Origin of the sequence: Acidovorax delafieldii (assembly GCF_007993815.1) — a bacterium.
In the GTDB taxonomy this organism is placed as follows: domain Bacteria; phylum Pseudomonadota; class Gammaproteobacteria; order Burkholderiales; family Burkholderiaceae_C; genus Acidovorax; species Acidovorax delafieldii.
In genome coordinates this window covers 1,148,233-1,169,984 of record NZ_VJWE01000011.1, presented here as the reverse complement: position 1 = coordinate 1,169,984, position 21,752 = coordinate 1,148,233, and the positions used below count along the sequence as shown (strand labels likewise).

16 protein-coding genes are annotated in these 21,752 nt (G+C 66.3%); 6 read left to right on the top strand and 10 right to left on the bottom strand.

The genetic code is table 11. The features are described from left to right. Positions 1–57: 57 nt before the first annotated feature. On the bottom strand, positions 58–1,407 hold the full coding sequence (locus tag ATF69_RS08075) for an esterase-like activity of phytase family protein (protein WP_208758702.1): 1,350 nt from the start codon (positions 1,405–1,407) through the stop codon (positions 58–60). Positions 1,408–1,601: 194 nt separating this feature from the next. Between ATF69_RS08075 and ATF69_RS08070 the strand changes: the two genes are divergently transcribed. Next, a complete protein-coding gene (locus ATF69_RS08070; RefSeq protein WP_056056709.1) occupies positions 1,602–1,853 on the top strand; it encodes a hypothetical protein in 252 nt (83 codons plus the stop codon). Positions 1,854–1,881: 28 nt separating this feature from the next. On the opposite strand, the gene ATF69_RS08065 is transcribed toward ATF69_RS08070, so the two are convergent. From ATF69_RS08065 to ATF69_RS08035, 7 genes are all read right to left on the bottom strand, one after another. Then, positions 1,882–3,600 carry an NAD(P)-binding protein gene (locus ATF69_RS08065; RefSeq protein ID WP_208758701.1) on the bottom strand — a complete coding sequence of 573 codons (1,719 nt, stop codon included), beginning with the start codon at positions 3,598–3,600 and terminating at the stop codon, positions 1,882–1,884. A gap of 11 nt (positions 3,601–3,611) precedes the next feature. Next, on the bottom strand, positions 3,612–4,604 hold the full coding sequence (locus ATF69_RS08060; RefSeq protein ID WP_116748373.1) for a response regulator: 993 nt from the start codon (positions 4,602–4,604) through the stop codon (positions 3,612–3,614). Continuing rightward, entirely contained in the window at positions 4,601–8,353 is a 3,753-nt protein-coding gene (locus tag ATF69_RS08055) for a PAS domain S-box protein (RefSeq protein ID WP_146870527.1), read from the bottom strand. Before ATF69_RS08055 ends, ATF69_RS08060 begins: the two co-directional genes overlap by 4 nt. Positions 8,354–8,475: 122 nt before the next feature. Beyond that, the gene (locus ATF69_RS08050) at positions 8,476–10,050 is read right to left on the bottom strand and encodes a polyamine aminopropyltransferase (protein ID WP_056742696.1); all 1,575 of its coding nucleotides are present in this window, start codon (positions 10,048–10,050) and stop codon (positions 8,476–8,478) included. Positions 10,051–10,127: 77 nt separating this feature from the next. Beyond that, on the bottom strand, positions 10,128–10,346 hold the full coding sequence (locus ATF69_RS08045; RefSeq protein WP_015016355.1) for a DUF350 domain-containing protein: 219 nt from the start codon (positions 10,344–10,346) through the stop codon (positions 10,128–10,130). 70 nt (positions 10,347–10,416) lie between these two features. Further along, positions 10,417–11,931, bottom strand: coding sequence for a DUF4178 domain-containing protein (locus ATF69_RS08040; protein ID WP_146870526.1), 1,515 nt, complete (start codon positions 11,929–11,931; stop codon positions 10,417–10,419). 114 nt (positions 11,932–12,045) lie between these two features. Next, on the bottom strand, positions 12,046–13,095 hold the full coding sequence (locus tag ATF69_RS08035; protein ID WP_056056717.1) for an SPFH domain-containing protein: 1,050 nt from the start codon (positions 13,093–13,095) through the stop codon (positions 12,046–12,048). A 275-nt stretch (positions 13,096–13,370) separates the two neighbouring features. Between ATF69_RS08035 and ATF69_RS08030 the strand changes: the two genes are divergently transcribed. Then, positions 13,371–13,643, top strand: a complete 273-nt coding sequence (locus tag ATF69_RS08030; RefSeq protein ID WP_146870525.1) for a DUF2061 domain-containing protein — start codon at positions 13,371–13,373, stop codon at positions 13,641–13,643. A 218-nt stretch (positions 13,644–13,861) separates the two neighbouring features. Here the strand turns inward: ATF69_RS08030 and ATF69_RS08025 are convergent, their stop codons facing one another. Both ATF69_RS08025 and ATF69_RS08020 read right to left on the bottom strand, forming a co-directional pair. Further along, positions 13,862–14,167: a flagellar basal body protein gene (locus tag ATF69_RS08025; RefSeq protein WP_146870524.1), complete on the bottom strand. Its 306-nt coding sequence runs from the start codon at positions 14,165–14,167 to the stop codon at positions 13,862–13,864. A gap of 94 nt (positions 14,168–14,261) precedes the next feature. Further along, positions 14,262–15,242: a LysR family transcriptional regulator gene (locus tag ATF69_RS08020; RefSeq protein WP_083871641.1), complete on the bottom strand. Its 981-nt coding sequence runs from the start codon at positions 15,240–15,242 to the stop codon at positions 14,262–14,264. Between the two features lie 128 nt (positions 15,243–15,370). Here ATF69_RS08020 and aptA point away from each other — a divergent pair, with 128 nt between their 5' ends. The 4 genes from aptA to ATF69_RS08000 all read left to right on the top strand — a co-directional run bounded on the left by aptA (position 15,371) and on the right by ATF69_RS08000 (position 21,728). Continuing rightward, positions 15,371–16,732, top strand: a complete 1,362-nt coding sequence (gene aptA / locus ATF69_RS08015; RefSeq protein ID WP_146870523.1) for an omega-aminotransferase AptA — start codon at positions 15,371–15,373, stop codon at positions 16,730–16,732. A 29-nt stretch (positions 16,733–16,761) separates the two neighbouring features. Beyond that, positions 16,762–17,391, top strand: a complete 630-nt coding sequence (locus tag ATF69_RS08010; protein WP_146870522.1) for a DJ-1/PfpI family protein — start codon at positions 16,762–16,764, stop codon at positions 17,389–17,391. A 70-nt stretch (positions 17,392–17,461) separates the two neighbouring features. Continuing rightward, the gene (locus ATF69_RS08005) at positions 17,462–18,982 is read left to right on the top strand and encodes a CoA-acylating methylmalonate-semialdehyde dehydrogenase (RefSeq protein WP_146870521.1); all 1,521 of its coding nucleotides are present in this window, start codon (positions 17,462–17,464) and stop codon (positions 18,980–18,982) included. A 403-nt stretch (positions 18,983–19,385) separates the two neighbouring features. Then, positions 19,386–21,728, top strand: a complete 2,343-nt coding sequence (locus ATF69_RS08000; RefSeq protein ID WP_056742688.1) for an NADP-dependent malic enzyme — start codon at positions 19,386–19,388, stop codon at positions 21,726–21,728. Positions 21,729–21,752 lie beyond the last annotated feature (24 nt).

Genomic DNA, 21,752 nt, shown 5'->3' with positions numbered 1-21,752 from the left:
GTTGGAACGGGAACCGGGAATTTTGCCACCCGGCCCCCACCGCGCGCTGGCGCCGGGTTACTTGGCTTGCAGTAGCCCGCCCACCTCCAGCAGCACCAGCTCGTTGTCATCCGCCTTGTTGGGGTCGCGGCTGCTGCTGAAGGGCAGGTTGTTGTCGTTGCCCACCACGATGTGCGTGCTGTCCACGATGTCCACGTTCTCGATGGTGAAGAACGGGAAGGTGAGCACGCCGCTGTTCAGCGGCTTGCGCGCCAGGCGCTGAGGGTCCTGGATGTTCATGAGATCGATGTAGCCCACCTTGCGGATCTCGCCGCCCACGTTGGCGTCGCTCATCTCCACCTTGTAGACGCGCTTGAACTTGGCGAGGTCGTGGAAGCAGTCCGTGCGCTTGGTGCCTTCGGGGCAGGCCTTGTCGGCCGTGCCTTCGCCGTTGTCGCGCTCGATGATCAAACCGGTGGTGCCGTCGATCATGTTGAAGTCGCCAATCGCGTGGTGGTTGGCCTCCAGCACGTACTTCCAGTGGCGACCCGTCCACTGCTCGGTCTTCACGTCAAATTCGAGCACACGCAGGTACTGCTTGCCGCCCACGTTTTCATAGGACTTGGTGCTGTCGTTCCACAGCGCGCCTTCGAGCAGCGCGTAGAGCTTGCTGCCGTCCTTGCTGGAGGCCATGCCTTCGTAGCCCTTGGAGCGCTTGACTTCAAAGGGCGTGGGCTTGGCATCGGGGGCGCCGGGCATGAGCACGCCGGGCGCATCGGGCGAGCGCACGACCTTGCCGTCCACCTGCGTCTCGAACACGGCCAGCACCTTGCCGTTCAGGTCGGCCTTGATGAGGAAGGGGCCGAATTCTTCGCCGATCCACAGCGCGCCACCGGCGAACTGGAAGCTCTCGGGGTCGAAGTCGGCGCCGGTCAGGTAGCGCTTGTCGGTGCCTTCGTGGGTGATGCGGAAGGGGATCTTCTTGTCGGGGTCGTGCAGGAAGATGGTCTTGAGGCGGTTGAACTGGCCCGACTTGAAGTCCACGGTGTAGTGGCTCAGGTGCAGCATGAAGTCGGGCGAGTTGGCTTTGGAACCGGCGCCGTTGTCGGTGAGGATCCAGAACGACCCGTCGGCCATGCGCTTGATGCCCGAGTGGCCCTGAAGGGGTTGGCCCTGGAAGGGCAGCGACACGCCTGTGTCACGGCCGCCCGACTGGCCCATCACGCTGCCCACGGCGTCCACACGGCGGGGGGTGGTGAACTTGCCGGCCACCTGCAGGTCTTGCGGCGCATCCTTGGGCGCGGCAACCACGGTGAGGGCGGGCAGCACGGCGTGGCCAGCCAGGGTGGCGGGGTAGGCCTGCTGGGCGATGGCGGGGGTGGCGCACAGCAGCGCGGCGCAGGCGGCAATCAGGGACAGTCGGGACATGGTGGTCAAGGTGAAAAGAGCCAAAACCGTGGACGATGCCGCCGCCCTGTGACACCGCCATGAAAGGCCGTTCTCCAACGCCCCCACCAGGCAACGCCGGATCGGGCACACACCAGGGACCTGGCCAGGGACCTTTTATCGCCGGCAGGAGTCACACCCACCTCACCCCACCCGCACAGCCTGCACACCCCGCCATGGAAACCCTCTCTGCACTGCAATCCCTCGGCCTGGAGCTGCCCAGCCCCGCCTACATCGTGGGGGCCATCCTGTTTGGCCTGATCGGCATGGCGGCGTACTGGCACGGCAAGCGTGCGCAGCAGCCGCGCACCCGCTGGTGGGGCGTGGCGTTGATGTTTTATCCCTACGTGGTCTCGGCCACCTGGCTGCTGTATGCCGTGGGCGTTGCGCTGTGCCTGGGGATGTGGTGGGACGGGCAGCGCGGTTAGTGGCCCTCTGAACCAATCGTCGCGGGCCTCAGCCGGCGGCGGCCACCAGCCCCGCACCGTGCCCGCGCGTGAAGGCCTCTTCAAACACCGAATACCCCGACCAGTCGGCATGCGCAAACGCCAGCCGTGCGGTGGTGGGCGTGGGCAGCCAGGCGGAACGCTCACCATTTGATAGCGCCTTGGGCATGAAAGACCTGCGCTCCAGGCCGATTTGACTCAAAAACTGCTGCAAACCCGGTGTGGGGATGGACATGGCGTGCCCGTAGCGGGTGATGTCCACGCGCGTGGCGCGCTGGCGCAGGTCGGGGTGGGGCACGGCCAAGGCGGCCAGGGCGGCGTCGGCCCAGTGCTGCCAGGGCTGGGTGGCCAGTTGCTGGCGGCCGTCCGCCCGGTCGCCCAGCGCCTGGTAGTAGGTGAGCACGGTGGGGCCGGCCAGCGTGGCGCGGGTGTCCAGGCGCTGGTGGCCGGCGTTCACATAGCCCAGGCCCCCCGCCGTGGGGTCGGCATACAGGACGTTGTCCCAGGCCGGCGCAGCGCCGGGGCGGTCGGTGAGAGGGCTGTGGATGTGGATGTTGGCCACCAGCCAGGGCGCCCACGACAGACGCTGGGCCGCCCCGGTGAGGAAGGCAGGCGGGTTCTGCACCACGCGCGCCGCCACGAAGACGGGCAGCGCCACGATGCAGCGTGGCGCCTGCCAGCGCTTCACGCTGTCGGTGGCGTGATTGAACGCATCCACCTCCACGCCGTGGCGGCCTTCGGTAATGCGCAGCACGCTGGTGCCGGTGCGCAGCTGGCCGCCGCCGTGGGACGTGTTGGCCAGCGGCTCGGCCAGGCGCCGGGTGATCCAGCCATTGCCCTCGGGCCAGGTGAGCACGCTTTCGCGGGCTTCGTCCACGGCCTCGCCGGGCGCATGAAAGCCATGGCGGCTGGCAAAGTAGTGGATGCCCGCCCAGGCCGAGACACGGTCGGCCCCGGCGCCGTAGTCGTCGCGGCAACAGTAGTCCAGGTACCAGCGCAGGTGGGCATCGTCCAGCCCTTCCTGCGCCAGCCAGGCGGCAAACGTCATGGCGTCCAGCGCCTGCTGGCTGGGCGCCAGCGGGCGCTTGGCGGTCCACAGCTTGAGTGCGGGCATGGCAAACCGCGCGGCCTTCGACTCACGCTCCACCGCCTGCGCAAAGCGGCGGTACTGCGCCAGCGTGGCCTCGCCCACGCCTTGCACGGGCAGCAGGCCCTCCTGCCACTCGCCCTCGAAGTACAGGCGCTCCTGCGGGCTGTGGCACAGGTGGCGTTCGTCGTACTGCCAGCGCCCGGCCACGCGCTGGCGCAGGCCCAGTTCTTCCAGCAGGTCCTGCACCTCGCGCGCGTCGTCGCCGGGCACGGGCAGGTAGTGCGCGCCCTGCGGGCAGGCCAGGCCGTTGACGGCGGTGCCTCGGCTGTTGCCGCCTGCAGTGTCTTCCAGCTCCAGCAGCGCAAAGTCCTGCACGCCCGCCAGGCGCAGCGCGCGCGCGGCGGCGAGCCCCGCCACACCACCGCCCGCGATGATGACTTGTGCGCGCCGCACCACGGCGGGCTCGGGCCAGGTACCGCGTGCCAGCCACTCGCGCAGCTGGTGGCCGCGCGCCATGTCGATGCCGGTGAAGCCGCCTTCCAGCGGCGGCACGGCGCGGTCGCATCCGCCCAGCGCGGCTGTGGCCAGGGCGGCGGCGCCCGCCACAAACTGGCGGCGCTGCAGGGTCCAGGGGGTCATGCGGTCACGCCTCAATCGGCCCAGCGTGCGCGGATCTCAAGCAGCTGCGGCACCAGCGGGGCAAACAGCGCCACCAGGGCGGGGTCAAAGTGTTTGCCCGCCTGCGCTGCAATGTGGTCCAGCGCATCCTGCACGGGCCAGGGTTCCTTGTAGGGGCGGCGGGTGGTGAGCGCATCGAACACATCGGCCACGGCCACGATGCGCGCCGACACCGGGATGGCCTCGCCCGCCAGGCCGCGCGGGTAGCCGCTGCCGTCCCACTTTTCGTGGTGGGCCAGCGCAATCTCACGGGCCAGCTGCAGCACGCCGGACGGGTGCTCGCCGATGATCTCCGCGCCAATCTCGGGGTGGCGGCGCATGGTGTCCCACTCAGCGGCGTCCAGCGGGCCGGGCTTGCGCAGCACGGCGTCGGGGATGCCGATCTTGCCCACGTCGTGCATGGGCGCGGCGTTGAGCAGGTCTTCGGCCCAGGCCGGGCTGTGGCCTGCGGCCAGCGCCAGCAGCTGGGCAAAGTGGCTCATGCGGATCACATGCATGCCGGTTTCGTTGTCCTTGTACTCGGCAGCACGGCCCAGGCGCTGCACGATCTGCAGGCGGGTTTCGCGCAGCTCGTCCATGCGCACCAGCGACAGGTGGGTGCGCACCCGCGCTCGCACCACGGGCGGGCTGACGGGCTTGGTGATGTAGTCCACCGCGCCCGCGTCAAACCCGGCAGTTTCGTCCTGGCTGTCGGTGAGGGCGGTGATGAAGATCACCGGGATGGAGGCCGTGGCGGCATCGGCCTTGAGCGCGCGGCACACGGCATAGCCGTCCAGGTTCGGCATCATGATGTCGAGCAGCACCAGGTCGGGCCGCTGCTCGCGCGCCACCTGCAGCGCACGTTCACCGTCGGTGGCAAACAGCAGGCGGTAGTCGGACTGCAGGATGTGGCGCAGCACCTGCAGGTTGGTGGGCTCGTCGTCCACCAGCAACAGGCGGGGCCGCTGGTCAGGGGCCGGTGTCATGCGGGGTTCTCCAGGGGTTCGTCCAGCCAGTGCGTGCGCAGCTGCTGCAACTGCACCCCGGCCTGGTCAAAGTCAAAGCGGTCGATGGCCTCTTGCAGGCGCTCGGTGGCATCTGCAGGCAGCATCTGCACCAGCAGGTCCAGCGGCGGCTGGGCCAGCTCGGACTGTGCCAGGGCCTGCTGCAGCGCCTGCGCGGCGTCCCGGGCCTGCTGGCGTTGGTCGGCGGTCAGCGGTGCGTGCTGGCCCACGCCGGGGGCGGGCGCTGCGGCGGCCACGGCCTCGTGGGCCAGGGCCTGCTCCACGGCCTGCAACGCGGCGGGCAGGGCGGCCACCAGCGGCTGCAGAGCCGTGCGGTCCAGGCTGTGGGCGGCTTCCTCGATGCGCTGCGCCAGCGTTTGCAGCGGCCCCAGCGCCAGGTTGCCTGCCGCACCACGCAGGCGGTGGGCCAGCGCACGGGCAGCGTCCATGTCGGGCTGCGCCACCAGGGCCTGCAAGGTGGCGGGGGTGGCGGCATGGTCGGTCAGCAGGCGCGCCACGGCATCGCGCAGCAGCGCACGCTGGCCCCAGAGGCGGGTGCCACGCTCCCAGTCCACCGCGGCGACGGTGGCGTGGGGGACCGGTGGCAAGTCGGTGGCGCGCGTCAAGGTCTGCAGACTGCTCCACCCCGATGTGGAGGTGTCGGGCTGCAGGTGCAGCACGCGGGCGATCTCGCGGAACAGGCGGGCGGGCTCCAGCGGCTTGCTTGCAAAACCGTCCATGCCCGCAGCGCGTGCGTTGCGCCGGTCCTGCTCCAGCACGCTGGCCGACAGGGCGATCACCGGCACCGGCTTGCGCCGTTGCGCCTGCTCGAACGCGCGGATGCGGCGCGTGGCCTCCAGGCCGTCCATGCCGGGCATCTGCAAGTCCATCAGCACCACATCGAAGCGCCCGGCCTCGTAGGCGGCGACAGCGCTTTCGCCATCCCGCGCCACGGTCACCTGGTGGCGCCCCCGGTCCAGGTGGATCTGCAGCAGCTCGATGTTGGCCGGCACATCGTCCACCACCAGCATGCGCAGCGGCGGCAACTGCACCGCATGGCTCACGGTGGCCACTGCCGCCGTCGCCTGGCCCACCGGCAAAGGTACACACACGGTGAACGTGGTGCCCACACCCAGGGTGCTGCGCACGCTGATGCTGCCACCCATCAGCTCCACCAGCTGGCGCGAGATGGTGGTGCCCAGGCCGGTGCCGCCGAACTGCCGGGTGGTGGATGCGTCGGCCTGCGCAAAGGGGTCGAAGATGCGCTCAAGGTGCTGCGCCGCGATGCCGATGCCCGTGTCCTCCACCTCCATCACCAGCGTGCCGTCGTGGTAGTCCAGCCGCAGCAGCACATGGCCGCGCTCGGTGAACTTGAGCGCGTTGCCCAGCAGGTTGAGCAGCACCTGCTGCAGGCGCAGCGCATCGCCCCGCAGGTAAGGCGGCACCCGGTCGTCCGTCAGGCACTGCAGCGCGAGCCCCTTCTTGCCCGCATGGATGCGCAGCGAGGCAAGGATCTGGTCGCACACCTCTTGCAGCGAGAAGTCCGCAATCTCCAGTTCCACCGCGCCTTTTTCCAGCTTGGCAGTGTCCAGGATGTCATTGAGCAAGCGCAGCATGGAGCGCGCCGCATGCTGCACCGTGCCCAGGTGGCGGCGCTGCTGCGCGTCCATGGGGGTGTCGAGCAGGGCCTCGGTGAAGCCGATGATGGCGTTCATGGGCGTGCGGATCTCGTGGCTCATGTTGGCCAGGAAGGTGCTGCGCGCGGCGGCGGCTTGCTCGGCACGCTCCTTGGCGGCGCGCAGCTCTTGCTCCATGGCACGGCGCTGGGTGAGGTCGGTCGCAAACTTGACGACCTTGAACGGCTGGCCTTGCGCGTCGAAGATGGGGTTGTAGGTGGCCTGGATCCAGATGCGCCGCCCGTCCTTGCCCAGTCGCTGATATTCACCGCCATCGAGCTGGCCAGCTCGCAGTTGCGCCCAGAACTGCGCGTACGCCTCGGTCTGCGCGTAGGCGGGCTCGCAGAACATGCGGTGGTGCTGGCCCACGATCTCTTCCAGCCGGTAGCCCATGAGTTCTCGAAAGTTGGCGTTGGCGTTGAGCACATGGCCCTGCATGTCGAACTCCACCACCGAGAGCGCACGGTTGATGGCACGCACCGTGCTCTCGAACTCGGCGTTGCGCTCGCGAAAGACGGTCATGTCCATGATGACGCCGTCGATCCACAGCACCTGGCCGTCATCGCCGACCACGGGGCGGCCGCTTTCCGACACCCAGCGCAGGCGCCCATCACGGTCCCGCAGGCCAAACTCCACGTGGTAGGGCCGGTGCTCCTGGATGGCCATGGAGACTTCCGCCCACAGGCGGTCCACCTCTTCGGGCAGCGTGAGCTGGGTGAAGTTGATACGGCCGTCCAGAAAGTCCTGCGGCAACCAGCCCGTGAGTGCGGTCACCGCATCGCTGATGAACAGCATGGTCCAGTCGGCATCGTGCCGGCATCGGAAAGTGACGCCCGGAATGTTGGCCATGAGCGAGCGCAGGCGCTGCTCGCTGGCCTGCAGCTCCTGCTCCATGGCGCGGCGCTGTGTCAGGTCGCTGATGAAGCCCACGAACACCGGCGCGCCATCCAGCGGCACGCGGCCTATGGAGATGCGAATGGGCACGGTACTGCCATCCGGCCGCAAAGCCAGCACCTCGCGGCTGTTGGCGCCGACCACGCCACCGCCCTGGCCTTGCAGGTAGCGCTGCAGGTAGGTGTCGTGGCGCGAGCGGTCGGGCTCGGGCATGAGCATGGACACGTTCTGGCCCACCACTTCGTCGGGACGCCAGCCCAGGATGCGCTCGGCCGCTGCGTTGAAGGACTGCACACGGCCCTGCGCATCGATCATCACCATGCCGTCCACGGCGGTGTCGGCAATGGCGCGCAAGCGGGACTCGCTCTGGCGCATCTGCAGGAACATCTGCCGGTAACGCAAGCCCGCGTTGATGGCGATCACCAGCAGCCCGATACCCGACGCCACTGCAGCAACGGCCAGTGCCAGGGGCGCGCCATCGGCCGCAGTCAGCAGTTCCAGCTCGTTGGGGGCGTCAATGAAACGCAAGGCCGCCATGCCGGTGTAGTGCATGCCCGCAATCGCCAGCCCCATGACCACACCGGCCACCGCATTGAGCCACCGGGCGCGCCAACGCACCACGCGCTCCAGCCCAAACCGCACCCACAGGGCCACGATGGCCAGCAACACGGCCACCAGCACCGAGGCGGCAAACCCCCAAGGGTCGTACCGCATGACAGGCGCCCACTGCGATGCTGCCATGCCGATGTAGTGCATGGCGCCAATGCCAGCGCCCACCAGCACCCCACCCACCACCAGGGCGGAGCGGCTGATCTCGCGGCGCATCAGCAAGCCCAGCGCCACCCACGACGCGCCCACGCTGGGCAGCAGGGACAGCACGGTGGTCCACGCATCAAACTGGCCCCGCGCGCACACCGTGAAAGCCAGCATGCCGATGAAGTGCATGGACCAGATGCCGCCGCCCAGCGCCATCGCCCCGGACCCCCGCGCCATCTGGCGCATGAACCGGGTGTCGGCGCGGCGGGCCAGACCCGCCATCTGCAGCGCCAGCACGGAGGCCAGCACCGCCATGCCCACCGACAGCGTCACCAGCCAGGGATCGTGCTGCGCCCAAAGCAGCGGATAGGGCTGTGCGTCAGAAAGGAAAAAAAGGTCCAGCATCGGGGGCGCCCACGGCGATCAGGTCTTGACAGCTTTGTAGCCGATTGTGCTGCCCATGCCAGCGGGCAGAACCCCTGCAAATTGCTCGGCGAATGCCTGTTGGGGCCCTGGCAAACGGCGACTCAATGCGCCACCACCTTGCCCCATTCGCGCTCGTAGCTGTGCACCAGCGCCTGGTTGGACAGGCGGTTCACGTCGGCCGGCACCCGCGCCATGTCGAGCGGAAAGTCGAACAGCAGGGGCAGCGACGGGGCGCTCAGGAACCGGAGCCCGGGTGGCAGGGCGTCGGGCAGGCGCCACGGCCTGCGGCTGGCGATGACATAGCCCCATTCGCCAAAGCTGGGCACATGGGCGTGGTACGGCGCTGTCGAGAGGCCCACGGATTCGATGGTCTGCACCACCGTCCAGAAGCTCTGGCGCGCCACCAGCGGCGAGGTGGTCTGCACCACGGCGTAGCCACTGGCCGCCAGCCGCTTGTCCAGCAACGCATAAAAGCTGTTGGTGTATAGCTTGCCGATGGAGAAGTTGGTGGGATCGGGGAAGTCCACCACGATCACGTCAAAAAGGTCCGTCCCCTGCTGCAGCCACCCAAAGGCATCGGTGTTGACGATGGTCACCTTGGGGTTTTGCAGCGCGTGGCCGTTGAGCTTTGCCAGCGTGGGGTTCTCGCTGAAGATGCGCGTCATGGCCGGGTCCAGCTCGACCAGGGTGACGGACTCGACCGAGGGGTACTTGAGGATCTCGCGCACCGCCATGCCGTCGCCGCCGCCCAGCACCGCCACCCGCTTGGGCGCCCCATGCGCGGCCATGGCGGGGTGCACCAGAGCCTCGTGGTAGCGGTATTCGTCGGACTCGGAGAACTGCAGGTTGCCGTTGAGGTACAGCCGGTGGCCATAGCGGCCCTGCGTGACCACAATGCGCTGGTAGGGCGTGGCCGTGGTGAAGATGATGCGGTCCTGGTAGAACTTGTCTTCGGCAAAGCTCGTGATCTGCTCAGACCCCGCCAGTCCCGCCAGCAGCAGGCCCACCACCATCAGGCAGGCGAACAAATGGGCTTGGAGGCGCCGCAGCTCATGCCGGAACAGCCACACCGCCCACAGCGCCACTGCGGCATTCATCAGCCCGAACAACAACCCCGTGCGGATGAGCCCCAGGTGCGGCACCAGCAGCAGCGGAAACGCCAGCGACACCGCCAGCGCGCCCAGGTAGTCGAACGTGAGCACCTGCGAGACAAGGTCCTTGAGCACCACGTTGCGTTTGAGGATGCGCATGACCAGCGGAATCTCCAACCCCACCAGCGTGCCCACCATCAGCACCATGCCGTACAGCAGGAACCGGAACGCACCCGGCGCATACGCATTGGCGAGGAACAGCGTGGCTGGCAGCGCGCCGCCGATCAGCGCCACCAGCAGCTCGATGCGCAGGAAGTGCGCGGGCAGCTGCCGCTCGAAGTAACGCGACAGCCACGACCCCAGGCCCATGGCAAACAGGTAGGTGCCGATGATGGTGCTGAACTGCAGCACCGAGTCGCCCAGCACATAGGAGGCCAGCGCCCCGGCGGCCAGCTCGTACAGCAGGCCGCAGGCTGCCACCACAAACACGCTGATGAGCAGCGCGATGTCGATGGGGCGGGGGCCAGAGGATGGGGGCGGCACCGCAGGCGCGGGCGCGACGGGAGACGGGGTGGGAGACGACAAGGCAGCGGTCAGCGCACCCTGCCGGGTGCGCCGCTTCGTTCATTCAGGCGGTAGGGGCTCGAAAACGCGTCAATGCGTCAATGGATGGCAGCCGCCACGATGATGCTGATGCCCAGGCACATCGCGGCCACCACCAGGCCCAGGGCCTGGTTCTGCTTTTCGACGATCTCGCGCCACAGGTCATAGGGCGTGATCTTGTCCACGATGACAAAGGCCAGCCAGAAGATGATGACGCCAATGATGGCGTAGAGGATGGACCCGAGAAATGCCGCGGGTTTGAGCCATTCGAATCCCATCATGGTGTGATCTCCTTGAAACGTGGTGTCGGTGAGTGTGGCTGGCGGATGAACAGAAGCAAGCGCCGCACTACTTGTGGCTGCCGCCCGACGAATATCCGCCGTACGAGCCCCCCGAGCTTCGGTAGCTGGAGGACGAGGAACAGTTTTCGACCCGGGGATCGCAGCTGGAGCAACGGCTGAGCAAGATGAGCAGGATCAGGATCACCACGGCGATGATGATGATGGTGCCGCAGCCCAGGCCGGATTTGGCCACGAACGGGCCAGGGTCGTCGCGCTGGAGCACATCTTTCTTGTCGTCCAGCTTGAACGCCTTGGCCACCGTGTCGCTGGACAGCTTGTCCCCCGCAGACCAGGTGATCTCGTTCGGGCTCTGCTCCATCGACAGCAGGCCCTTGGCGCTCGCAAAGTCGCGGTTGGTGGTCTTCTGGCCGCGCGTGACCTGCCAGTAGAACTCGCCCAGCACATAGGTGGTCTCGGCCTCGTAGGTGTACTTGAGGTCGTACTTGGTGCCCATGTACGTGGCGGAGCGACCCGTGGCTGCCATCTGCGGCGCGCCGGTGGTGGGGCGCACCATGCTCCAGCCTTCTTCGGAATCGACCAGGAACACGAAGCCACGCTTCTGGTTGTAGAGAAGGTATTCGCTCCAGCCAAAGTGCTCGTCATCGCCGGGCTCCACGCCCATCCGGTGCTGAAAGCCCACCACCTGCCAGTGCACGCCCTGCAGCTGCCCCTTGCTGCCCAGCGGGATCAGGGGCTGGACGGGTTCGTCCTGCTCCGCCGAGCGCAACTCTCCGCCCACGCCACTGTCCAGGCTGATGATGCTGGCGCACGAGCCGCAGGTGATGCTCTTGGAGGTGGACAGCTGTACCTGCACCGGCGCACCGCAGTGCGGGCAGTTGAACTGGCGGCCTTTTTCGTCCTTGGCCGATTCGTCCTTCAGACCCTGCAGCTGCAGGTCTTCCAGGAGCACTGCCTTGCCACGCTCCACATTGGGCGGGGTGTGGCCGTAGTCGATGCTGACCACTTCGCCGTCGGCACTGCGCAACTCGACCATGCCGAAGGGCTGGCCCAGCGGCGGTAGTTTGGGCAGCTCGCCCTGGGCCGAGATCAGCTGTGCCTGGCCGGTGTAGGCCACGCTGTAGGGTTTGCCGTTGATGGCCGTGGTGGTGCCGATGCGAAAGCGCTCGGGCGCAGGCATCTCGCGGCCGGGGTCGATGGGCCGGGTGAAGACATAGGCACCGTTGTCTTCGCCCAGCGTGGCCAGCGTGCCGTCATTCAGGAAGGCCGCCCATTCGGTCCACACGCCCGCGTCGCCCTTGTATTGCAGGCGGCCGATGAGGGTAAAGGGAACGTCCTTGCCGTCGAGCTGGATGCGCCCGCTGGCCATGAGCTGCAGCGGGCTGTGGTCGTCGAACAGCTCGGCCATCTTGCCCAGGCGCGTGAGCACATCGCCACTGCGCACGACGGTGCTCTGGCAGTAGCCGCAGACGGCATGGGTGGACTGCGCGCTCTTGAACTCCACCGGCGCGCCACAGCCGGGGCAGGGCGCGCGGTAATAGCGCTGGGTGGGGTCGGTGGCCATCGTGTGGAGTGTTCTGCCCGCGCCGCGCTAAACGGCTTTGAAGCCCTATTGGCCTCTAGCGCCTATCCCTCCAGCGCAAGCAGCTATCTTTATGATAGCAATCGATCCGATCGATCAGACGAGCTTCTTGAGCAGTTCGGCCTTCTTGGCGTCGAACTCTTCCTGCGTGAGGATGCCCTTGGACTTGAGCTCGCCCAGCTTCTCCAGCGTGGCCATCACGTCTTCAGGCTTGACGCCCACTGCAGCGGCCGCCGCTGCGGGCGCTGCCTGGGCAGCTGCGCCGCCGCCTTGCAGGCCCTGCTGCAGGTTCTGCGCGAGCACCTGGCCCAGCGCCACACCCGCGCCCAGACCCATGGCGTCCCCCGCCACTCCGCCACCGTTGCCCGCGCCCTCGGCAAATTTGGGTATGGCCTGCGCCGTCTGGTACTGCATGAATTTGGCCATGTCGTTGCCAACCATGCCCATGCCGATCTTCTGGTCGAGGATCTTCTGCAGCTCTTCGGGCAGCGAGACGTTCTGCACCGTGAGGGACTCGATCAAGATGCCCAGCTTGGCGAAGATGGGCGCCAGCTCCTTGGTCAGCGCATCGGCAAACATGACCTGGTTGGCCGCCAGGTCCAGGAACGGCAGGCCGCTACCGGCAATGGCGTTGCTGATGTTCTGCAACACCAGGCCACGCAGCTGGCCTTCAAGGTCGGCCACGGGGTAGGACTCGCGCGTGCCCGAGATTTCGGTGTGGAACAGCTTGGGGTCAGCGATACGGAAGGCGTAGTTGCCGAACGCGCGCAGGCGCACGGCGCCAAAGTCCTTGTCGCGGATCGTGATGGGCTGGGGCGTGCCCCACTTCTGGTCGATCTGCTGGCGTGTGCTGAAGAAGTACACATCGCTCTTGAAGGGGGACTCAAAGAGCTTGTCCCAGTTCTTCAGGTACGTGAGCACCGGCAGCGTCTGCGTGGTGAGCTTGTAGGTGCCGGGGCCAAACACGTCGGCCACCTGGCCTTCGTTCACGAAGATGGCCATCTGCGACTCGCGCACCACCAGCGTGCCGCCGTTCTGGATTTCCATGTCGCGCATGGGGAAGCGCCAGGCCAGCGTGCCGTCCCCCTCTTCGGTCCACTGAATGATGTCAATGAACTGTTTCTTGATGAAGTCCATGAGGGCCATGTGTGCTCCCAAAGCAAAAGAGGGGGTTGAAAAGAGCGGCCATCATAGCAACGGGGGCTTTGGTGGCAGCGGCTTTTTTCAGTGGCGGAACGTGAACTAGTTCACGCGCAGAACCAGTCTGTTTGGGATAGGCGCTGTGGCGCTTCGCAAGGCGTCATTGGATAGCGGCTATCTGCGCCTTAGCGATGATCAATTGGCTTTCGCTATTGCGAATCACTACCATTCAACCATCCCTGCTGCACCGCCGCAGGCTCTGTTGAACCAAGGAGTCCGCCATGTCCCTCATCCGCCGCGTTGCCCGCCAGAACCAAACCATGCTGATGAAGACGGGCAGCTACTACCTCATCCACATCTGCGTGGCCGCCCTGGTGGCCTATGCCGTCACCGGCAACCTGTGGGCCTCGCTCACACTGAGCCTGCTGGAGCCCACGGTGCAGGCGGTGGCCTTCTTCTTCCATGAAAAGGCGTGGGACCGGGCTGGCCGGCGCACCGCTCGCCAAAGCGCTACCCCATCGCCCCACAGCAATCCCGCCATCCAGGGCGCCTGAACAAACTCACGACAAGGAGCACCGCCATGTACGCCATTCCACTGCGCAGCCGCACCGCCACGGGCTTGGCGTTTCAACGCTGGCTGGTCCAGCGCCTGGCGGGGCTGGCCGATACCAACTGATAACGGGCAGTCCTCTCAATCTGCGCCAGAAACGAACATGCCCCGGCCAGCGGGGCATGAGGGTTAGAACACAAACAGGCGCGGAATGGGCAGCGCTCAGGCTTTCACATCCAGCAAGGAGCCCATCATTTCGTCCTGCGTCTTGATGGTCTGCAGATTCGCCTTGAACGCGTAAGTGGCCGACATCTGCTCCACCGCCTCTTGCTCCAGCGCCACGCCCTTGGCGTCCTGTTCGCGCTGCACGGTGGCTCGCACGCCGGCGCTTTCGGCCACTTCCTCTTGTGCAACCAACTCGCGGCGGTAGCCGGGGGTGTTCATGTTGGCCACGTTGTTGGCCGACGCGTCCAGCCGCAACTGGGCGGCCTGGAGGCCTGAACTGCCGATGGAGGAAATGCTGGCCATGGGCGCTGCTCCCGATGTCACACAATGTTGCAAAGAAGGCGAATTGTCCGCCGCGCCGCGGCAGCTGGCAAGCCGCAGCCCCGCAATACCCCTGTCAGCGACCGGGCCGGTGCGCATCCTCCAGGCATTGCGCAAACGCCTGCGCCGCGCGGGCGGGGGCGGGGGAGCGGCGCATCAGGCTCACAAACTGGCAGTGGTAGTGGAACAGCGACGGGTTCACCGCCTGCATGCGGCCCTGGCGCTCGAAGGCCTCGGCGTAGTGGTCGGGCAAGAACCCGAGAAAGCGGCCCGACAGGATCAGCGTGGCGATGGACTCCTGGTCAAACCCCGTGGCCGCACGCTGCAGCCGGGCCTGGTGGCTCAACTCCATATTGGGCGAGTGGTAGCCCAGCCCCGCAAACTGGTAGCCGCGCACGGCATGCCAGTCGGCCGGAGGCGATGACGCCCCAAACAGCGGGTGGCCCGCGCCGCAGTACAGCAGCATGGTCTCGCCAAACAGGTCGGCGTAGGCCAGGCTTTGCGAGCTGCGGTGCGCGGGGATGATGCCCACCTGGTAGCTGCCGTCGATCACACCGCGCTCGATGGCGTTGATGGAGCCCACATGCAGTTGCAGTTGCACATCGGGGGCTTGGGCGGTGAAGGCGGCAATCGCCTCGCCAATGCGGGCGGCCGGGTTGCTGGCGGTCTTGTCGAACACCGCCACGGCGAGCTGCCCGCCCATGCGCGAGTGGATGTCGTCCACGCTGTCGCGAAAGCTGCGCACCGAGGCCAGCAGGCGCAGGGTTTCGTCATACACCCGCTGCCCCTCGGCCGTCAGCGCAAACCCCGCCCGCCCCCGGCGGCACAGCGTGAGGCCCAGGCGGGCTTCCAGGTCCTTGATGTGGCGGCTCACAGTGCTGGTGCCGATGTTCAGCTCCAGCTCCGCGGCCGACATGCCGCCGCACTCCACCACGCTCTTGAAGACCTGCAAAAGGCGCAGGTCCATGTCGCTGAGCTGGCCCAGCACGGCGCGGTGTTTTCCAGGTCCGGCAGGCGCGGAGATTGGTGGGGGTGGAGCGGGGTCCTTTACTTGCATAAATCGTCAAGTAAACATTGATATTGGATTATTTGAGAGATTAACAGGCGGCGCAACAATGCCCTACGTCAAGCCCCAGCCCGCTGGGGTTGCCTGCATTTTTTTGCCGCCTTGCACTGGAGAACCCCATGAGCTTCGTCAACATCGAAAAACCCGCCGCCGGTGCCGAAGGCCCCCGCATGGACGCCGAATGGCTGGACGCGCACTGGATGCCCTACACCGGCAACCGCCAGTTCAAGGCCAACCCGCGCATGATCGTGGAGGGCAGCGGTGCCTACTACACCGACTCCGAGGGCCGCAAGATTTTTGACGGCCTCTCGGGCCTGTGGTGCGCGGGCCTGGGCCATGGCCGCCGCGAGATCGCCGAAGCCATCGGCAAGCAGGCGATGAAGCTGGACTACGCGCCCGCCTTCCAGTTTGGCCACCCGCTGTCGTTCGAGCTGGCCAACCGCGTGAAGGAACTGACGCCTGCAGGGCTGGACTATGTGTTCTTCACCGGTTCGGGCTCCGAGTCGGCCGACACGTCTCTGAAGATGGCCCGCGCCTACTGGCGCGCCAAGGGCCAGGGCACCAAGACGCGCCTGATCGGCCGCGAAAAGGGCTACCACGGCGTTAACTTTGGCGGCATCTCGGTGGGCGGCATCGTCGCCAACCGCAAGCTGTTTGGCCAGGGCGTGGAGGCCGACCACCTGCCCCACACCCAGCCACCCGCAGGCTCGTTCCACAAGGGCATGCCGCCTACGGGCAAGGAGCTGGCCGACCGCTTGCTGGAAGTGATTGCGCTGCACGATGCCAGCAACATCGCGGCCGTCATCGTCGAGCCCTTCTCGGGCTCGGCCGGTGTGGTGATCCCGCCCGTGGGCTACCTGCAGCGCCTGCGCGAGATCTGCACACAAAACAACATCTTGTTGATTTTTGACGAAGTGATCAGCGGTTTTGGCCGCAGCGGCGCCTGGACCGGTGCCGAGGCCTTTGGCGTGACGCCCGACATCCTGAATTTTGCCAAGCAGGTCACCAACGGCGCGCAGCCGCTGGGCGGCGTGGTGGCTACCAAGGAAATCTACGACACCTTCATGGCCGCGGGCGGTCCCGAGTACATGCTCGAATTCCCGCACGGCTACACCTACTCGGCCCACCCCGTGGCCTGCGCGGCGGGCATTGCGGCGCTCGACATCCTGCAAAACGAAGACATGATCGGCCGCGTGAAGGCGCTGGCCCCGTACTTCGAGCAGGCTGTGCACAGCCTCAAGGGCGCCAAGCATGTGGCCGACATCCGCAACTTTGGCCTGGCGGCCGGCTTCACCATTGCGGCGCTGCCCGGCGAGCCTGCCAAGCGCCCCTATGAGATCGCCATGAACTGCTGGAAGAAGGGCTTTTACGTGCGCTACGGTGGCGACACCATCCAGCTGGCACCGCCCTTCATCAGCACCCAGGCCGAAATCGACCGCCTGATCAGCGCCCTGGGCGACGCCCTGCAAGAAACCGCCTGAGCTTCCTTCGCCAGCCAGCCTGCCCCTCCATGCGCATCTCCATCCTCACCTTCGATGCCTTCAACGACCTGGATTCGCTGGTGGCGTTTGGCATGCTCAATCGCATCGCCCTGCTGGGCGTCAAGGACTGGCAGGTGCGCATTGCGAGCCCCACGCCCCGCATCACGTCCATGAACGGGCTGACCATCGATGCGCACGAAAACCTGAGCCAGCTGGCTGAGGCCGACGCGGTGCTGGTGGGCAGCGGCATGAAGACGCGTGAGGTGGCCAACACCCCTGCGCTGATGGAACAGCTAAGGGTGCTGAACCCCGCCCGCCAGTTGCTGGCGGCGCAGTGCTCTGGCACCTTCCTGCTCAGCCGCTTGGGCCTGCTGAGCGGCACGCCCGCCTGCACGGACCTGACCAGCAAGCCGTGGGTGGTGGAGTCGGGCGTGGAAGTGGTGCCGCGCGCGTTTGCGGCCCACGGCAACGTGGCCACGGCGGGCGGGTGCCTGGCCTCGCAGTACCTGGTGGCGTGGCTGATCGCCCGCCTCAAGGGACTGGACGCCGCGCGCGAAGTGCTGCACTACTTTGCCCCGGTGGGCGAGAAGCAGGAGTTCATCGACCGCGCCTTGGGGCATGTGCTGCCCGCGCTGGAGCCCCAGGCTGCTGCGGCTTGAATACTATAAATTTGATAGCTATCAGCGCATGTTTCACTAGCGCTTGTGGCACCTTTTACTTGAAATCACCATGAACCACGACAAAAACGTCACCACCACCATCGGCCACCTGATCGACGGCCAGATCGTCGCCGACACCGCCCGTACGCAGCCCGTGTTTGACCCCGCCACCGGCCTGTCCACCACCAGCGTGGCCCTGGCAAGCCAGGCCACGGTCGAGGCGGCCATTGCCTCGGCCGAGGCCGCGTTTCCGGCCTGGCGCAACACGCCGCCGCTCAAGCGTGCGCGCGTGATGAGCAAGCTGAAAGTCCTGCTCGAAGAAAACGCCGACAAGATCGCCGCCCTGATCACCGCCGAACACGGCAAGGTGCTGGCCGATGCACACGGTGAGCTGCAGCGTGGCATTGAAAACGTCGAATACGCGAGCTACGCGCCCGAGCTGCTCAAGGGCGAGCACAGCCGCAACGTGGGCCCCAGCATCGACTCATGGTCCGAGTTCCAGGCGCTGGGCGTCACCGCTGGCATCACGCCCTTCAACTTCCCGGCCATGGTGCCGCTGTGGATGTGGCCCATGGCCGTGGCCTGCGGCAACACCTTTGTGCTCAAGCCTTCGGAGCGCGATCCCTCCTCCACGCTGTTCATCGCCCAGCTGGCGCTGGAAGCGGGCCTGCCGCCCGGCGTGCTCAACGTGGTCAACGGCGACAAGCTGGCCGTAGACACCCTGCTGCAAGACCCCCGCGTCAAGGCCGTGAGCTTTGTGGGCTCCACCCCGATTGCCGAATACATCTACAGCGAAGGTTGCAAGCACGGCAAGCGCGTGCAGGCCCTGGGCGGCGCCAAGAACCACGCCGTGCTGATGCCCGACGCCGACGTAGGCAACGCCGTGAGCGCGCTGATGGGCGCGGCCTACGGCTCGTGTGGCGAGCGCTGCATGGCCATCCCGCTGCTGGTGGCCGTGGGCGACGAAGTGGGTGACGCCGTGATCGCGGGCCTCAAGACCGAGATCGCCAAGATGAAGGTCGGCCCCGGCACCGACAACAGCAACGACATGGGCCCGCTGGTCACCAAGCCGCACTTCGAGAAGGTGAAGGCCTATGTGGACAGCGGCGTGGCCGAAGGCGCCACGCTGGTGGTGGACGGCCGTGGCGTGAAGGTGGCGGCAGGCCACGAGAACGGCTATTTCCTGGGCGCCTGCCTGTTTGACAACGTCAAGCCCGGCATGAAGATCTACCAGGAAGAAATCTTCGGCCCCGTGCTCGGTGTGGTGCGCGTGAAGACGCTGCAGGAAGCCATGCAGCTCATCAACGACCACGAATACGGCAACGGCACCTGCATCTTCACCCGCGACGGCGAGGCCGCCCGCTACTTCACCGACCACATCCAGGTCGGCATGGTGGGCGTGAACGTGCCCCTGCCCGTGCCGGTTGCGTACCACTCGTTCGGCGGCTGGAAGCGAAGCCTGTTCGGCGACCTGCACGCCTACGGTCCCGACGCCGTGCGCTTCTACACCAAGCGCAAGACCATCACGCAGCGTTGGCCCTCGGCGGGCGTGCGCGAGGGGGCGGTGTTCAGCTTCCCGAGCAGCCGCTGACGCACCAGCATCCACTTTTCGACGAAAAGGCCCCACGTGGGGCCTTTTTTCGTTCTGTGCCGTGCCAGGGTGTTTGAAGGCGAGCCATGTAAATGCGCATGGCTGGCGTGGCATGCCGTCTTTTAGCGCAAGAAGAGCCCATGAAGCGACCCGTTTTCGGATGCCGAGGTCTTACCCCTCAAAAAGCAAAACACTTCATAGCTTTTGTGCATGGATACGGAGGTCTCAAAACCCTGCCCGCACGACACAATCAATGGGCAAACAGCCCCTCTGTAAGCAGATTCGCTTACTAGGGTTTTTACGCACATCCCCCTACAATCGCAGACCCTTACAAAGCTGACAGCCTGCTGCAGACCCGCTGGAGTACGGTTTTGGCCCCTCACCCCTGAGTTGGAGACACTGAATGCCCGAGAACACCACGGCCCAGAACAACAACGATTCCGACAAGCGTGCCCAGTTGCGCCGTGCCGCTCTCGAGTACCACGAGTTTCCCAAGCCCGGCAAGCTGGCGATTGCCGCGACCAAGCAGATGATCAACCAGCACGATCTCGCGCTGGCCTACTCGCCCGGCGTGGCCGCGCCCTGCGAAGAGATCGTCAAGGACCCGGCCAACGCCTTCCGCTACACCTCGCGCGGCAACCTAGTCGCCGTGATCAGCAACGGCACGGCCGTGCTGGGCCTGGGCGACATTGGTGCGCTGGCCTCCAAGCCAGTGATGGAAGGCAAGGCCGTCCTGTTCAAGAAGTTCGCAGGCGTGGACGTGTTCGACATCGAGATCGACGAGAAGGACCCCGCCAAGCTGGTGGAGGTGATTGCGGCACTGGAGCCGACCTTTGGCGCCGTGAACCTCGAAGACATCAAGGCCCCCGACTGCTTCTATGTGGAGCGCGAGCTGCGCAAGCGCATGAAGATCCCGGTCTTCCACGACGACCAGCACGGCACGGCGATCACGGTGGCGGCTGCCGTCGTGAATGCGCTCAAGGTCGCCAACAAGAAGATCGAAGACGTGAAGCTGGTCACCAGCGGCGCGGGTGCGGCGGCCCTGGCCTGCCTGAACCTGCTGCTCAAGGTGGGCGTGCAGCGCAAGAACGTGTTCGTCACCGACCTGGCTGGTGTGGTGTATGAAGGCCGCGAAGAGCTGATGGACGACGACAAGCGCCAGTTCATGCAGAAGACCGACGCGCGCAAGCTGGCCGAGGTGATGGTGGGGGCGGACGTGTTCCTGGGCCTGTCGGCCGGCAACGTGCTCAAGCCCGAGATGGTGGCCACCATGGCCGAACGCCCGGTGATCTTCGCGCTGGCCAACCCCAATCCCGAGATCACGCCCGAGCTCGCGCACAGCGTGCGCAACGACATCATCATGGCCACGGGCCGCTCGGACTATCCGAACCAGGTGAACAACGTCCTGTGCTTCCCATACATCTTCCGTGGAGCACTGGACTGCGGTGCCACCACCATCACCGATGAGATGGAGATTGCCGCGGTGCACGCGATTGCCGAGCTGGCACAGGCCGAACAAAGCGAGGTGGTGGCCGCCGCCTACGTGGGCGAGAAGCTGACCTTCGGCCCCGAATACCTGATCCCCAAGCCGTTCGACCCGCGCCTGATGATGAAGATCGCGCCCGCCGTGGCCCAGGCCGCCATGGACAGCGGCGTGGCACAGCGCCCCATCGCCGACATGGACGCGTACCGCGACCGGCTGCAGACCTTTGTGTATGCCTCGGGCACGACGATGAAGCCCATCTTCGACGCGGCCCGCAATGCCGCCAAGAAGCGGGTGGCCTATGCCGAGGGCGAAGAAGAACGCGTGCTGCGTGCTGCGCAGATCGTGGTGGACGAGAAGGTGGCGCGCCCCACGCTGATCGGCCGCCCCGCCATCATCGCCCAGCGCATCGAAAAGTTTGGCCTGCGCCTGAAGGAAGGCGTGGACTACGACGTGGTCAACACCGACTTCGACCACCGCTACCGCGACTTCTGGCAGACCTACCACCGCATGACCGAGCGCAAGGGCATCACCCAGCAGGTTGCCAAGATCGAGATGCGCCGCCGCCTCACGCTCATCGGTTCGATGATGCTGCACAAGGGCGAAGTGGACGGCCTGATCTGCGGTACTTGGGGCACCACCGCCAACCACCTGATGTACATCGACCAGGTCATCGGCAAGCATGCAGGCGGCGCCGACAGCACCGAGCAGGATGTGCCGGTGTACGCCTGCATGAACGGCCTGATGCTGCCAGGCCGCCAGGTGTTCCTGGTGGACACGCACGTCAACTACGACCCCACGCCACAGGAGCTGGCCGAGATCACCGCCCTGGCCGCCGAGGAAATGATGCGCTTTGGCATCAAGCCCAAGGCGGCGCTGCTGTCGCACTCCAACTTCGGCACCAGCAACAGCCCCAGCGCCGTAAAAATGCGCCGGACGCTGGAACTGCTGCGCCAGCAGGCCCCCTGGCTGGAAGTGGACGGTGAAATGCATGGCGACGTGGCGCTGGACGGCAAGGCCCGCTCGGCGCTCATGCCCAGCAGCGAGCTGACCGGCGACGCCAACTTGCTGGTGTTCCCCAACATCGACGCCGCCAACATTGCCTACAACCTGCTCAAGACCGCAGCAGGTGGCGGCATTGCCATCGGCCCCGTGCTGCTGGGCGCTGCCAAGCCGGTTCATATCCTGACACCCAGTGCCACCGTGCGTCGTATTGTGAACATGACAGCCCTCACCGTGGCCGATGCCAACGCCCTGCGGTAAGCCTTAAAAGAATAGCAAGCGCTA